Source organism: Rhodococcus sp. P4_C10, from assembly GCF_056402135.1.
The window spans coordinates 19,100-32,573 of record NZ_JBFUHZ010000060.1 but is presented as its reverse complement, the minus strand read 5'-3'; the positions used below and the strand labels follow the sequence as shown (position 1 = coordinate 32,573).

13 protein-coding genes and 1 pseudogene are annotated in these 13,474 nt (G+C 72.5%); 8 read left to right on the top strand and 6 right to left on the bottom strand.

The features are described 5' to 3' along the window. Positions 1 to 628 (bottom strand): annotated as a pseudogene (locus AC1DWC_RS24945) (hypothetical protein); the annotation flags it as partial. Positions 629 to 637: 9 nt separating this feature from the next. Continuing rightward, positions 638 to 1,585 carry an NAD-dependent epimerase/dehydratase family protein gene (locus AC1DWC_RS24940; protein WP_477912362.1) on the bottom strand — a complete coding sequence of 316 codons (948 nt, stop codon included), beginning with the start codon at positions 1,583 to 1,585 and terminating at the stop codon, positions 638 to 640. Between the two features lie 137 nt (positions 1,586 to 1,722). Between AC1DWC_RS24940 and AC1DWC_RS24935 the strand changes: the two genes are divergently transcribed. From AC1DWC_RS24935 to AC1DWC_RS24905, 7 genes are all read left to right on the top strand, one after another. After that, positions 1,723 to 2,421, top strand: a complete 699-nt coding sequence (locus AC1DWC_RS24935; protein WP_477839604.1) for a TetR/AcrR family transcriptional regulator — start codon at positions 1,723 to 1,725, stop codon at positions 2,419 to 2,421. Between the two features lie 54 nt (positions 2,422 to 2,475). Next, positions 2,476 to 3,081, top strand: a complete 606-nt coding sequence (locus AC1DWC_RS24930) for a YqgE/AlgH family protein (RefSeq protein ID WP_477839606.1) — start codon at positions 2,476 to 2,478, stop codon at positions 3,079 to 3,081. 212 nt (positions 3,082 to 3,293) lie between these two features. Beyond that, a complete protein-coding gene (locus tag AC1DWC_RS24925) occupies positions 3,294 to 3,800 on the top strand; it encodes a sigma-70 family RNA polymerase sigma factor (protein WP_072846505.1) in 507 nt (168 codons plus the stop codon). Then, entirely contained in the window at positions 3,797 to 4,534 is a 738-nt protein-coding gene (locus tag AC1DWC_RS24920; protein ID WP_477912360.1) for an anti-sigma factor family protein, read from the top strand. Before AC1DWC_RS24925 ends, AC1DWC_RS24920 begins: the two co-directional genes overlap by 4 nt. Before the next feature lie 42 nt (positions 4,535 to 4,576). Then, positions 4,577 to 6,277 carry a thiamine pyrophosphate-binding protein gene (locus AC1DWC_RS24915; protein ID WP_477912358.1) on the top strand — a complete coding sequence of 567 codons (1,701 nt, stop codon included), beginning with the start codon at positions 4,577 to 4,579 and terminating at the stop codon, positions 6,275 to 6,277. Next, positions 6,274 to 6,927, top strand: a complete 654-nt coding sequence (locus tag AC1DWC_RS24910) for an SRPBCC family protein (RefSeq protein ID WP_477912356.1) — start codon at positions 6,274 to 6,276, stop codon at positions 6,925 to 6,927. The genes AC1DWC_RS24915 and AC1DWC_RS24910 overlap by 4 nt, the downstream gene beginning before the upstream one ends. After that, entirely contained in the window at positions 6,924 to 7,967 is a 1,044-nt protein-coding gene (locus tag AC1DWC_RS24905) for a 3-oxoacyl-ACP synthase III family protein (protein WP_477912354.1), read from the top strand. The genes AC1DWC_RS24910 and AC1DWC_RS24905 overlap by 4 nt, the downstream gene beginning before the upstream one ends. A 21-nt stretch (positions 7,968 to 7,988) precedes the next feature. Here AC1DWC_RS24905 and AC1DWC_RS24900 read toward each other — a convergent pair whose 3' ends face one another. Together AC1DWC_RS24900 and AC1DWC_RS24895 are read right to left on the bottom strand one after the other, a co-directional pair. After that, positions 7,989 to 8,726 carry an HNH endonuclease family protein gene (locus AC1DWC_RS24900; RefSeq protein WP_477912352.1) on the bottom strand — a complete coding sequence of 246 codons (738 nt, stop codon included), beginning with the start codon at positions 8,724 to 8,726 and terminating at the stop codon, positions 7,989 to 7,991. 153 nt (positions 8,727 to 8,879) lie between these two features. Then, a complete protein-coding gene (locus AC1DWC_RS24895; RefSeq protein ID WP_477912350.1) occupies positions 8,880 to 9,878 on the bottom strand; it encodes a bile acid:sodium symporter family protein in 999 nt (332 codons plus the stop codon). A gap of 85 nt (positions 9,879 to 9,963) precedes the next feature. On the opposite strand from AC1DWC_RS24895, the gene AC1DWC_RS24890 reads away from it, so the two are divergent. Continuing rightward, positions 9,964 to 10,824, top strand: coding sequence for a LysR family transcriptional regulator (locus AC1DWC_RS24890; RefSeq protein ID WP_477912348.1), 861 nt, complete (start codon positions 9,964 to 9,966; stop codon positions 10,822 to 10,824). 18 nt (positions 10,825 to 10,842) lie between these two features. On the opposite strand, the gene AC1DWC_RS24885 is transcribed toward AC1DWC_RS24890, so the two are convergent. Both AC1DWC_RS24885 and AC1DWC_RS24880 read right to left on the bottom strand, forming a co-directional pair. After that, the gene (locus AC1DWC_RS24885; protein ID WP_477912346.1) at positions 10,843 to 11,961 is read right to left on the bottom strand and encodes an NDMA-dependent alcohol dehydrogenase; all 1,119 of its coding nucleotides are present in this window, start codon (positions 11,959 to 11,961) and stop codon (positions 10,843 to 10,845) included. 39 nt (positions 11,962 to 12,000) lie between these two features. After that, entirely contained in the window at positions 12,001 to 13,431 is a 1,431-nt protein-coding gene (locus tag AC1DWC_RS24880) for an aldehyde dehydrogenase family protein (protein WP_477912344.1), read from the bottom strand. Between the last annotated feature and the right edge of the window lie 43 nt (positions 13,432 to 13,474).

The window sequence follows — 13,474 nt, the reverse complement described above, 5'->3', positions numbered from 1 at the left end:
GGCCGAGACCGCGCGGGGCGAACCGGGCCGCGGCGACGGCGCCCACCGCGGAGCCGACGGCCGCCACCGCGACGGCGACCCCGGAGCCGCGGTCGCCCGCCCCCACCAGGCCGATCACTGCGACAGCCGCCGCCGCGCCGGCCGCGGCGACGCCGGACCCCGCGGTGGCGAGCACGGAATTTGTTGGTACCAGCCATGACTGGCGCACGACGTGGGGCAGCGCTGCGGACACTCCCGCGCCGACGAACCGGCTGACGCCGACCGCGGCGAGGGCGAACAGCAGCAGCGGGGCCTCGGGTGCCCCGGTGAGCAGCAGGCCGGCGGTGCACAGGATCAGCACGCCGCGCAGCACGTTCGCCCACATCAGCACGGCGCGGCGGTCCCAGCGGTCCAGCAGGGCGCCGGCGAAGGGGCCGAGCAGGGAGTAGGGCAGCAGCAGGACCGCGAACCCGGCGGCGATGGCGAGGGGTTCGGTCTCGCGTTCCGGGTTGAACAGGATCGCGCCGCCGAGCGCGGCCTGGAACAGTCCGTCGCCGAACTGTCCGGCGAACCGGACGGTGGCGAGGCGGCCGAGGCCGGGCGAGCCGCGCAGCGCCGCGCGCAGGAGTCCGGCCGTCGAGTCCACCACCGCGCGACCCTATCGCGCGGCGGTCACCCGGTCCCGCGCCCGCCACCAGGCGACGGTGGCGGAGGCCGCCTCGGGCAGCGGCGTCGGCGCCAGGCCGAGCAGGCGCTCGCTGCGGGCGGAGTCCAGGACGAACGGCCGCTCGAACTGGTACAGCGTCTCGGCGAGCTCGCGGGTCTCGCCGTGTACCCGGCCGGCGGCGCGGATCAACCACGCCGGCAGCACCCCCACGCGGGGGTCGTCGACACCGGCCGCGACGGCGAAGGCATGCACCATCTCCCGCTGGGTGAGCGCGGGCCCGGTCGGCGCGTGCAGCACGGTGTTCCACCGCGCCGGATCCGCGGCGGCGGCGATCATGGCGGCCGCGAGGTCCGGCACGTAGGTGAAGGAGTGTGGGACGTCCAGCGCGGCCATGACTCGAACCGTCTTGCCCGCCAGGATCTTCGGCACCATTCGCTCCCCCGCGTGCGCCATCAGCGCGTGCGGTCCGAAGAAGTCCGAGGCGGCGACGCTCACCGTCGGGGTTGCCGAGTCCGCGCGCTGGCGCAGCAGTTCGGAGCGGACCCCGAGCTTGCCGTCGCGGGCGTTGCGTGGGGTGTCCTCGGTGATCGGCCCGTCGACCGGGCCGTAGGAGTAGAGGCTCTCGGGGAACACCGCCACCGCCCCGGCCCGGCCGGCGGCCGCCAGTACCTCGCGTTCGGTGCTCGGCAGCTCGCGCCGCCAGGCCGCCGCCGAGTACGCGGAGCCGTGGGTGCAGTGGAACACCGCCGCGGCGCCGTCGAGGGCGTCGTCGAGTGCCCCGGGCCGGGAGACGTCCACCCGCATCCGCCGCACGCCGGGGTGCTCCGGCCCGGACCCGGAGCGGGTGAGCACCCGCACGGTGTGGCCCCGGTCGGCGAGTTGCTGCGCGACCGTCCACCCGACCGGGCCTGCCCCGGTCACCACCTGTACTGCCGACATCGTGATCACATCCTGTCCGTCTGGGTTCGATTGAGAGCACTGCTCTCGAATTAACAGTGCGCCACCGGCGCCCCCTTGTCAAGAGCGGTGCTCTCTAAAGTTGACAGTGCTCACGAACGGGGTTCACCCTGGACGGCGTGACCGGTACCCCCCGCGCCCGTGCCCGCGAACAGACCCTGGCCGACATCACCCGGATCGGCCGCGAGCACCTGGCCCGCGACGGGGCGGCGGCGCTGTCGCTGCGCGCCGTGGCCCGCGACCTCGGCGTCGTCTCGTCCGCCGTGTACCGGTACGTCAAGAGTCGCGACGAGCTGCTCACCCTGCTGGTGGTCGAGGGCTACACCGAGCTGGGCGACGCCGCGGCGGCCGCGCTCGATGCCGCACCCGCGGGCAGTCCGCGCGCCCGCTTCCATGCCCTGGGTCATGCCGTCCGGGACTGGGCGTTGCGGGAAAAGGCTTGCTACGGACTGCTTTTCGGAAGCCCGGTGCCCGGCTACCGGGCGCCCGCCGAGCGCACCACGGGGCCGGGCACCCGGGTGGTCAACGCCCTGGTGAGCGTGATCGACGACGCGCACCGCGCCGGCCTGCTGCGGCCGCTGTCGGCCCCCGCCGCGGCGCCGCCGCTGCGCGAGAATCTCGTCGCGATCCGCGCCGAGCTGGGCCTCGACCTGCCCGACGAGGTGCTCCTGCGCGGGGTGCTGGTGTGGTCGTCGCTCTTCGGCGCCGTCAACTTCGAGGTCTTCGGGCAGTACGGCCCCGACACCTTCACCGACCCGCGGGCGCTCTTCGATCACCACCTGTCGGTACTCGCCGAGACGGTCGGCCTGCCGGGGTGACCGTCGCGCCGCGCCGGGCTGTGTCCGGCCGGTCCGCGGTGCGATGATTGTCCGGTGGAGTACGCAGACGAGCCCGACGACCGAATGGCCTCGACTGAACCGGTCGTGCGTCCCGGCAGCCTGCTGGTCTCCGCCACCGACCTCACCGAACCGGCGTTCCGGCGCACCGTGGTCTACGTGATCGAGCACAACGACGCGGGCAGTCTCGGCGTGGTCCTCAACCGCGCCAGCGCCACCGCGGTGCACACCGTGCTGCCGCAGTGGGCCGACCTGTGCGCCCGCCCGCGGGCGCTGTTCGTCGGCGGACCCGTCAAACGTGACGCCGCCCTGTGCCTGGCCACCCTGCGCACCGGGGCCGTCATCGACGGTGTGGAGGGGCTGCGGCGGGTGCACGGCCGGGTGGTGATGGTGGACCTCGACTGCGACCCGGACCAGGTCGGCCCGTTGGTCGAGGGCGCGCGGGTGTTCGCCGGCTACTCGGGGTGGACGATGGGCCAGCTGGACGGCGAGCTCGAGCGCGCCGACTGGACCGTCCTGTCGGCGCTGCCGTCCGACGTGATCGGGCCGCCGCGCACGGACCTGTGGGCGCAGGTGCTCCGGCGTCAGCCGCTGCCGCTGGCGCTGCGCGCCACCCACCCGATCGACGTCGAGCGGAACTAGGACGTGGCTCCCGACGCCGATACAACAGCGGAGCCCGCGGAGCGACTCCTGCGTCTTGCCGGACGGCGATTGTCTCGCCCGGCGCATCCGAGAAGGATTAGGAGAGACGCGTCCTAGCCGCCCCCGCTCGACCGACCTCGTGAAAGGCGGAACCGTCCGGTCGGCGTGAACCACCCGAGCACCGGCGGCGTGTGTACCACTGGAGGTGCCCGATGCCGCAGGACCAGGCCGAACTCATGCGCGTTCTGTACGGCGAGCACGCGGCCGCGTTGTGGCGGTACGCGATGCGGCTGACCGGCGACCGGGCCCGGGCCGAGGACGTGGTGCAGGAGACGTTGCTGCGCGCCTGGCAGCACCCGCGGGTGCTGGACCAGAGCGAGAACTCGGCGCGGGCGTGGCTGTTCACCGTGGCCCGGAACCTCGTGTTCGACCAGTACCGCAGCGCCCGCTCGAAACGCGAGTTCGGCACCGACTCGCCGCCGGAGCAGGCGAGCCCGGACGGCACCGACGCCGCGCTGGACGCCTGGCTGGTCGCGGACGCCCTCGCCGGGCTGACCCCCGAGCACCGCGGGGTGCTGGTCCGGGCCTACTACCGCGGGATGTCCACCCACCAGATCGCCGAGGAGCTGGAGATCCCCGACGGGACGGTGAAGTCGCGGATGCACTACGCGCTGAGGGCATTACGACTGATTCTTCAGGAAATGGGGGTGACGCAATGAGCATCGAACTGGACCCGTACGCCCGCTGGGACGCCGCCTACGTGCTCGGTGCGCTCACATCCGACGAGCGCCTCGAGTTCGAGCGGCACCTGACCGCCTGCGACACCTGCGCCGTGGCGGTCGCGGAGGTCGCCGGCATGCCGGGCCTGCTCGGCAAGGTGCCGGCGTCGACCGCCCTCGAGTTCGGTGACGACCCGGTCGGCGGCGGCGCCGTCGAACCCGCCGAGCCGCCCGCCGACCTGCTGCCGAGGCTGATGACCCGCGCCCGCCCGCACCGTCGTCGCCGCAGGCTGGTCCTGGTCGGCGGGGTCGCAACGGCCGCGGCGGCCGCCGCGGTCGGTGTCGCGGTGGTGCTGCCCGCCGCCTCGGAGCGGCCTGCCCCGGATGTCCCGCCCGGCCCGTCCGCCCCGGTCACGGCGCGCCCGATGGACGCGGTGACGCCGAGCCCGTTGACCGCGGAGGTCTCGCTCGTGGCCCAGGAGTGGGGCACCCGCGTCGACGTGACGTGCCGGTACCCGGCCGCCCCCGACGGCGGCTACGGCTACGGCAGCCGGGAGTACGCGCTGGTGGTCACCGACAAGACCGGTGCCGTCACCCAGCTCGCCACCTGGACCGCCGGGGCCGGTCAGACGGCGACACCGTCGGCCACCACCAGCGTCCCGATGCCGTGGATCGCCAGCATCGACATCCGTTCCGTCGCAACGGATCAGGTGCTCCTCTCGAGTACCTTCTGACGCCGCGGCCCGGAGTTGTACCGAGGAGACGGAGGTGTACCGATGAGACAGAGCGACCCTCGCGACGTGCCCCCGCAGGGACGCGTCGCCGACTACCTGGTCGACGCGGTCGCGGACCTCGGGGTCCGGCACGTCTTCGGGGTGGACGGCGCGAACATCGAGGACGTCTATGACGCGCTGGGCCGCACCCGGCGTCACGTCGTCGGCATCGTCGCCAAGCACGAGTTCTCGGCGGCGACGATGGCCGACGGCTACGCGCGCGGCGGCGGCGGTCTCGGCGTGGTGATCGCCACCTCCGGCGGCGGTGCGCTGAACCTGGTGCCGGGCCTCGGTGAGGCCTTCGCGTCCCGGGTCCCGGTGCTGGCCCTCGTCGGTCAGCCGCCGACCGCGCTGGAGGGGCACGGCGGCTTCCAGGACTCGAGCGGCCGGGCGGGCTCGATCGACGCCGTCCGGTTGTTCGCGGAGGTCTCCCGGTACTGCGCCCGCGTCGAGCGGTCCGAGGACGTGGGCCTGCACCTGACGCGGGCGGTCTCCGCCGCACTGCGCGGCGGCCCGGCGGTGCTGCTGATCCCGAAGGACGTGCAGCAGGCGCACATCGCCCCCGGTGCCTGCGCCCCGATCCACCCGCGGCCCGCGGTGGCGCAGGACAAGCTCGGGATGGGCCGGCTGGTCAGGCTGCTCTCCCTTGCCCGGGACCGCGGCAAGATCCTGGTGATCGCCGGCGACGAGGTGGCCCGGGCCGACGCCCGCGGCGAACTCGCCGAACTGGTGAGCGCCCTGGACGCCTCGGTGGGTGTGACCCCCGACGCCAAGGACGTGGTGGACGCACGCAGCCACGGCTACTGCGGCGTGGCGGGCAGCATGGGCCACCCGGAGCTGGTGGACGCGCTGCGGTACGCGGACCTGTGCCTGCTGGTCGGGACCCGGATGCCGGTGTTCGCCCGGACCGGGCTCGAGGACGGGTTGCACGCCGCGCGGGTGGCCTCGCTCGGCCACGCGCCGCCCTTCCTGGCGTCGTCGCACACGATCAGCCTGGACCTGCGTGACTCCCTCCGGCACCTGGTCGACGCGCTCGGCCCGGGGCGCGGCGGGGCCGACACCCAACCGCCCGCCCTCTCCAGCCTCGCGGTTCCGCCGGCGACCGGCCCCGGGCTGCGGTACCGCGACGCGGTCGCGATCGTCGCCCGGCACCTGCCCGCGGGGGCGGACGTGGTCGCCGACGCCGGGAACACCGGGGCGGCCGTGGTGCACCACCTCCCGGCGACCGTCGGCGGCCGGTTCGTGGTCGCGCTCGGCATGGGCGGGATGGGGTACGCCTTCGGCGCCGGGATCGGGTCCGCGTTCCGGCGCCGCAGGCGCACCTTCGTCATCGCCGGGGACGGCGCGTTCTACATGCACGGCATGGAGGTGCACACGGCGGTCGAGCACCAGTTGCCCGTCACCTTCGTGGTGTTCAACAACAACGCGCACGCCATGTGCGTCACCCGGGAACAGCTGCTCTACCGGGGCGACTACAGCTTCAACAGGTTTCAGCCCGCGTTCCCCGGTGCGGGCCTGGCCGCGATGTTCCCGACGCTGTTCGCCCGCGAGGCCGCCACCGCGCCGGAACTCGGTCGCGCCCTCGCCGACGCCGCGCACGTCCCGGGTCCGGCGTTCGTCTCCGTCACCTGTGACCCCGACGAGGTGCCGCCGTTCCTGCCCTTCCTGTCCGACGCCACCGCCAGCAGGGGAGAACGCTCGTGACCGCAGCGCTCGACGACATTGCCCCGGAGGCGATCCCGCAGGTCCATCGCATCGAGTCCACCGACATCGAGACGGCCGAGCCGATGGTCGCGGAGATGCTGCACTCGGTGTACCCGCACGAGCAGGTCTACGGCGAGTACTGCACGCTCCACGGTTACGTCGACTGTCCACCGCGGCAGCTGTACGACTACCTCGCGCACATCCGTTCCCTGGAGGAGTGGACCTACAGCCTGCGCGGTCTCACCGTGACCGACACACCCGGACTGTGGCAGGGGTACGACCGGCTCGGCGCGGACACCGAGGTCTACGCCAGGGTCCAGGCGAACCCCGACGCGATGACCGTGGACTACCACTGCGCATGGGACCAGGGCGCGCACCTGTGGATGATCTACCTGATGCGGGTGGTCGACGCGCAGGTGGTGCTCGACAGGCCGGGATCGGTTGTGCTGTGGACCAATTGCCACCACCCGTTCTACGACCGCAACCCGTTTCCCGCCGCCGCCCCGCCGGCCCGCGACGGATGGGTGGGTGACTACTGGGACATCTTCTACCCGGGGCACCTGCTCGAGATGCACAACCTCAAGGCCATTGCCGAGTACCGGCACTCCCACGGGCTCCCGGTGACGCCGGAATGGGTGCGGGGAGCGTGACCGCCGTGACCGCCACCCCGCCTCCCCCGGTGAGCCTCGTAGACGTCGCCAGCTACCTGCCCGTCGCGCGCGTCCCCGCCGAGTACTTCCTGGAGTTCGCCAAGAACCGGCGGGCGCCGAAGGGGCCGATGTTCCGGGCGCCGCGGTACCGGCACCACGTCGCCGACGGCGAGCGCGCGGCGGACATGGTGCTGCGGGCCGCCGAGCCGCTGATCGACCGGCACGGGGCCGCCGCGATCGCCGACGTCGACGTGCTGATCACGCACACCCAACTCCCCGACCTGCCGGTGCTCGGCTGCGCGGGCGAGGTGGCACACCGCCTCGGCGCGCACCCGGAATGGGTGATCGACCTGCACAACAGCGGCTGCGCGTCGTTCATCTACATGATGAAGATCGCCCGCCAGATCCTGCAGTCCGGCGGCGGCCGGACCGCGCTGATCGCCGCCACCCAGAACAGCGCCGGGCAGGTGTTCACCCAGACCGAGGTGCGCGGGCTGGCGCAGGCGCCGGTACCCGGGGACGGCTGCGGCGTGGGGCTGCTGGCCGTGGCGGACGAGGCGCCGGTGCTCGGGGTCGAATGCCGGTCCTACGGAGAGTTCCACGGCGACATGACCGGCGAGGTGGACCCGCCGCGGAAGTACTGGGAGCCGGGCCCGGGGCAGTTCCGGATCGCCTTCAGCGACAGCAAGATCGCGAAGGTGTTCGCCCGCGGCAACCGGCTGGTCCCCGAGGTCTCGCGCGCCCTGTGCGACCGCCTCGGCATCGACCCGCGGACCGTCGACACCTTCGTCACCAACCAGCCGAATCGGCTGTTCTTACGCAATTGGCGTGAGGCACTGGAACTTTCGGCTGACCGTCATCCCGACACCTTCGACGAGTGCGGCAACCTGTTCGGGGCCGGCATCCCGGTCACCCTGGACACCGCGAACCGGGCCGGCCGCATCCCCAACGGTTCGCTGGTGCTGATGTCCGCGTTCGCGCACGCCGGCGACTTCGCCGGGTCCGCGGCCGTCCGGTGCCGCGCCCCGTCGGACGGCTGAGGAGGGTTGCCGGGACGAGGGCTAGTTGGCGGAACCGGACCCGGCGCCGGACGGCGCGTCCCCGCAGGTGTCCAGCACGCGGGAGATGGCGTCCTTCTCGGCCTGGGTGACCCAGAGCCGGTAGGCCGCCTTCACCTCCACCTGCTTGGCCACGTAGGTGCAGCGGTAGGCCTTGTTGGGCGGCAGCCAGGACGCGGCGTCGCTGTCGGACTTCTGCTGGTTCGCCGGCCCGTCGGAGGCGAGCAGGTTGCGGGGGTCGTTGGCGAAGTCCTTGCGGGTCTGCGGATCGAGCTGCTGCGCGCCCTTCTGCCAGGAGTCGGACAGCGCCACCACGTGGTCGATCTGCACGGCGCTCGAGGTGTCCTGGCCGCGGACGAAGTCGATGGTCTTGCCGGTGTAGGGGTCGGCCAGGGTGCCGGTGGCCACGACGCAGTCCCGCGTCCCCGGCTTGTAGGTCTCGTTGGTCAGGTCGCGTTCGAGGATGTCGTTGCGGGTGTCGCAGCCGTTGTGCCCGCCGTCCACGCGGACGTCGTCGGTCCACGACGGCCCGAACTCGTCACGGCTGTAGCCGGTCTTGGGGGCGCGGCCCTTGACCGGCAGGGTGTCGAGCGTGGAGCGCACGGCGCTGGCGCCGGGGAAGGAGCCGCCCTCGGTCGGTGCGGCCTCGGCCGGGAGGGTGCTGCAGCCGGTCGCCACCAGGACGGCCGCACACACGGCGACCAGGGTGCTGCGGCGGCCGTTGACGGTACGAAAACTCAACAGGGGTGCTCCTTTTCACGGATCGGACCACCCGATTATGGCCATCCGGGCACCGGGGGGACGAATCCCCAGGTGCCCGATCCGCTTCCGTGACGAGGCCCCCGGTCGTGACAGGACCACCGTCGTGACCAGGACCTCAGTCGGGACCAGTCCTCAGGGGCCGGCGACCGCCTGCTCGGGCTGCGGGTCCGCCCGCCGCGCGTACCGCTGGGCCAACGCCGCGCACACGATCAGCTGGATCTGGTGGAAGATCATCAGCGGCAGCACGATCAGGCCGATCGGCTGGCCGGCGAACAGCACCGTCGCCATCGGGAGGCCGGTGGCGAGCGACTTCTTCGAACCGCAGAAGACGATGACGATCTGGTCCGCCACCGGGAAGCCCAGCCGCCGGCCCGTGAACCAGGTGACGGCCAGCACGACGGCCAGCAGCCCGCACATCACCGCCACCAGCCCGCCGATCTGCCACGGAGAGAGCCCGGCCCAGGCGTTCTCGACCATGCCGGCGCTGAAGGCCGCGTAGACCACCAGCAGGATCGAGCCGCGGTCGACCAGCTTGGTGGGGGCGGCGTTGCGCTGCAGCCAGTCCGAGATCAGCGGTCGCAGCAGCTGACCGAGCACGAACGGCAGCAGCAGCTGCACGACGATGTCGAGCACCGAGGAGGCGTCGACGTGCGCCTCGCCGGTGGTGTTCATCAGCAGGATCACCAGCGCTGGGGTCAGGAACACCCCGGCCATGTTGGACAGGGTGGCGCTGACCATGGCCCCCGGCACGTTCCCGCGGGCGATGGAGGTGAAGGCGATCGACGACTGCACCGTCGAGGGCACCAGGCACAGGTAGAGCACGCCGGTGTACAGCCCGCCGCTCAGCAGGGTCGGCTCGAGCACCTTCAACGCCAGCCCCAGCAGCGGGAACAGCACGAAGGTCGCCGCGAACACCACCGAGTGCAGCCGCCAGTGGGTCAGGCCGGCGAGCGCCTCGCGGGGGTGCAGCCGGGCGCCGTAGAGCAGGAACAGCAGGAAGATGGCGATCTTGGTGGCCCACCCGAGTACCTCCGCCGCGGTCCCCTGGGCCGGGAAGAAGCTGGCCAGTACCGCGACGGCGATGATCGACAGGATGAACCCGTCGATGTAGAACCTCGAGAGAAACTTCACGACGACCACGGTAGTTCGGGGGTGGCGTATCGGCGAAGTCGATCAGATCGTTTAGTTCCATCGCGGAACGTGATAAATATGGCGAATGCTGGATCCGGTGCTGCTGCGCAGCTTCGTCGCCGTCGAGCGGGCCGGCGGGTTCACGGCCGCGGGCAGGCAGCTCGGCCTGCGTCAGTCGACGGTGAGCGGGCACGTCGCGCGGCTCGAGAAGTCCGTCGGCCGGGAACTGTTCCGCCGCGACACCCGCAACCTGGAACTCACCGCGGACGGCGCCGCCATGCTCGGCTTCGCCCGCACCGTCCTCGACGTCTCGCAGCAGGCGCAGGCGTACTTCGCCGAGGCCGAGCTGTCCGGGCGGCTGCGGTTCGGGGCGTCGGACGACCTCGTCGCCGCGGAACTGCCGGAGGTGCTGCTCGACTTCCGCCGCAGCCACCCCCGGATCGACCTCGAGCTCACCGTCGGCCTCAGCGAGACGCTCGGTGCCAAGGTGTCGGCGGGCGAGCTGGATCTCGCGTTCGGCATGCGCCGGCCCGGGGAACGGCACGGCGAGCTGGTCTGGCGCGACGCCCTGGTGTGGGCGGGACCGCGCGGGGCGGAGGTGCCCGACCTGTCGCAGGGACCAGTCCCGCTGGTCACCTACCCCCCGCCCAGCATCACCCGGCGGGCCGCGATGGAGGCGATGGAGCGGGCCGGCCTGGTCTGGCGGACCACGTGCGTCACCGACAGCCTGCTGGGGCTGCGGGCCGCCGTGCTCGCCGGGCTCGGGTACGTCGTGCACGCGGAGTCCCTGCTGCCCGGCGGCCTGGCGCCGCTGCCCGGGCACGTGCTCCCGGACCCGGGCGACGCCGACTTCGTGCTGATGCGCCGACCCCGGCCCGCCACCGGGCCGGAGGCGGCGCTGACCGCGGCCATCCTCGCCAACGAGCGGCGGCTGCGGCGTAGCTAGGCCGACGCCCGGGCGGGCTCAGAACACGATCACGCCGCGCAGGTTCCGCCCGGCGTGCATGTCCTCGAAGCCGCGGGCCACCTCGTCGAGGGTGTAGGTGGTGGTGACCAGGCCGTCGAGCTCGAGCTTGCCCGCGGTGTAGAGGTCGATCAGCCACGGGATGTCCGCGCTGGGCGCCGACGCGCCGAAGAGCGAGCCCTGCAGCCGCTTCTGGTAGAGCGTCAGCTCCATCGGGCTGATCGGGATGCCGACGTCGGTCATCTTGCCGAGGCCGGTCACCACGCACACCCCGGCCTTGCGGATCGCCGAGAAGGCCTGCGCGATGTGTTCGCCGGTGGTCACCCCGACGGTCACGATGGCCGCGTCGGCGCCCTGCCCGTTGGTCATCGACCGGGCCACCTCGGTGGCCTCCTCCATGCTCGAGAAGGCCTGGGTGGCACCGAACTTCAGTGCGCTCTCCCGCTTGAAGGCGACCGGGTCCACGGCGAGGACGTGGGCGGCCCCTGCGTGTGCGGCGCCCTGCACGGCGTTGATGCCGATGCCGCCGACGCCCATCACGATCACCGTCTGGCCCGGGTACACCTGCGCGGAGTTCACCGCGGCTCCCCAGCCCGTGCCGACGCCGCAGCCGAGCAGGCACAGCACCTCGAGCGGCAGGCTCTTGTCCTGAACCTTGACGGCGGAGTCGGTGCTGACGGTGGTGTACTCGCTGAACGTGGACAGCCCGCAGGTCTGGGCCACCGGCTGCGCGTCCAGGCTCAGCCGGAAGCTGGCCGGGTCGTCCGGGCGGCTGCCGGTCATGATCGCCGCGCCGCGGTCGCACAGGTTCTGCAGCCCCTTCGCGCACCAGCGGCAGCGACCGCAGCCCGCGACGAAGGAGAACAGCACGTGGTCGCCCTCGGCGAATCCCGTTGTCTCCGGGCCCACCTCGACCACGATGCCGGCGCCCTCGTGCCCGCCGCAGATCGGGTAGACGCCCACGGCGTGGTCGCCGAGGGCCACGTGGTCGTCGGAGTGGCACAGGCCAGTCGCCACCATCTTGACGGTGATCTCGCCCCGCCGGGGCGCGTCGAGGTCCATCTCGACCACCTCGTAGGTGCCGGGGGTGCTGCGGATGATCGCGCCGCGGGTCTTCACTGAAAGTCTCCTCGTTGAAAGATGGTGCAGAACAGTCTGTTACGGGGTGACCTGGGCGGCCATCATGGCGCGGAACTGGTCGGTGTACGGCGGCAGCATGCCCCACTCGCCGCGCAGGTCCGGGCCGGCGGACTCGTAGACGGCGCGGGCGTGGCTGAACTCGAGGAAGCCCTCGCGGCCGTTGTAGTGGCCCATGCCGGACGCGCCGACGCCGCCGAACGGGGCGTCCTGCAGCCCGGGGTGCATCATCACCTCGTTGATCGTCACGCCGCCGGACGAGGTGCGGCCGACGACGGCGTCCCGTTCCGCGGTGTCGGTGCCGAAGTAGTACAGCGCCAACGGCTTCGGTCCCGCGTTGATCGCGCCGATCACCTCGTCGATCGCGTCGTACCCGAGCAGCACCACGGCGGGGCCGAAGATCTCCTCCTGCCGGATGACGGCGTCGACCGGCGGCTCGATCACCATGCGCAGCGGGCGACGGCGGCCGGTGACGGGCAGCGGGACGTCCGGCGCCGACTCGACGCGGGCGCCGCGGGCTGCGGCGTCGGCGATGTAGCCGTCGATCCGGGCGGCGTGGCGGTCGTTGACGACGGCGACGGCGTCGGCGTTGCCGTCGACGGTCGGCAGCAGCGCGGTGTACGCCTCGCGCAGCGCGGTGACGAACTCGTCGACGCGTTCGCGGGGCACGTGCACGGTGTCGGGGCTGACGCAGATCTGGCCGCCGTTGGTGGCCTTGCCGACGGCGATGCGGTGGGCGGCGTCGGCGAGGTCGGCGCCGAGGCCGATCACGGTCGGGGACTTGCCGCCGAGTTCGAGGGTCACCGGCACCAGGTTCTGTGCGGCGTTGGCCATCACCAGCTTGCCGACCGCGCTGCTGCCGGTGAAGACGAGGTGGTCGAACGGCAATGACGCGAGCGCGTCGGCGACGTCGGGGCCACCGGTGACGATGGCGACCTCGACGGGGTCGAGCAGGGTGGCCACCGCGTCGGCCAGCACGTCCGCGGTGCGCGGCACCACCTCGGAGGGCTTGAGGACGGCCCGGTTGCCGGCGGCGAGCACCCCGGCGAGGGGGCTCATCAGGGTGTACACCGGGGCGTTCCAGGTGCCGATGATGCCGACGGTGCCCTTCGGCTGGTGCAGCACCCGCGCGCGGGCGCCGAGCTGGTCGTAGGGCGCGAAGACGGGCCGTTCGTCGGGGGCCATCCAGGTGTCGAGGTTGTCCCGGGCGTGCTTGAGGGCGCTGATCGAGCCGACCACGTCGTTCATCAGCGAGTACCCCTCGGGGCGTCCGCCGAAGTCGGCGTCCAGGGCCTTGGCGATGTCGTCGGCGCGGGCCACGAGCAGGTCGATCACCCGCTGGATGCGGTGGCGCCGTTGCTCCGCGCTGCTCTGGCCCTCGGCCAGGTGGGTGCGGCGTTGGAGGTCGAGAAGGTCGGTGAGGCGCGTCGCCGCGCTGCTGTTCGGGTCCACGAGGCGAACGCTAGGACTGGCCCAGACCACCCGATGTCCGAAT

Coding starts and splice junctions, on each gene's coding strand:
- AC1DWC_RS24925 (WP_072846505.1), top strand. CDS start 3,294: ATGCCGCAGGACCAGGCCGAACTCATGCGCGTTCTGTACGGCGAGCAC.
- AC1DWC_RS24890 (WP_477912348.1), top strand. CDS start 9,964: ATGCTGGATCCGGTGCTGCTGCGCAGCTTCGTCGCCGTCGAGCGGGCC.
- AC1DWC_RS24940 (WP_477912362.1), bottom strand. CDS start 1,585: ATGTCGGCAGTACAGGTGGTGACCGGGGCAGGCCCGGTCGGGTGGACG.
- AC1DWC_RS24915 (WP_477912358.1), top strand. CDS start 4,577: ATGAGACAGAGCGACCCTCGCGACGTGCCCCCGCAGGGACGCGTCGCC.
- AC1DWC_RS24920 (WP_477912360.1), top strand. CDS start 3,797: ATGAGCATCGAACTGGACCCGTACGCCCGCTGGGACGCCGCCTACGTG.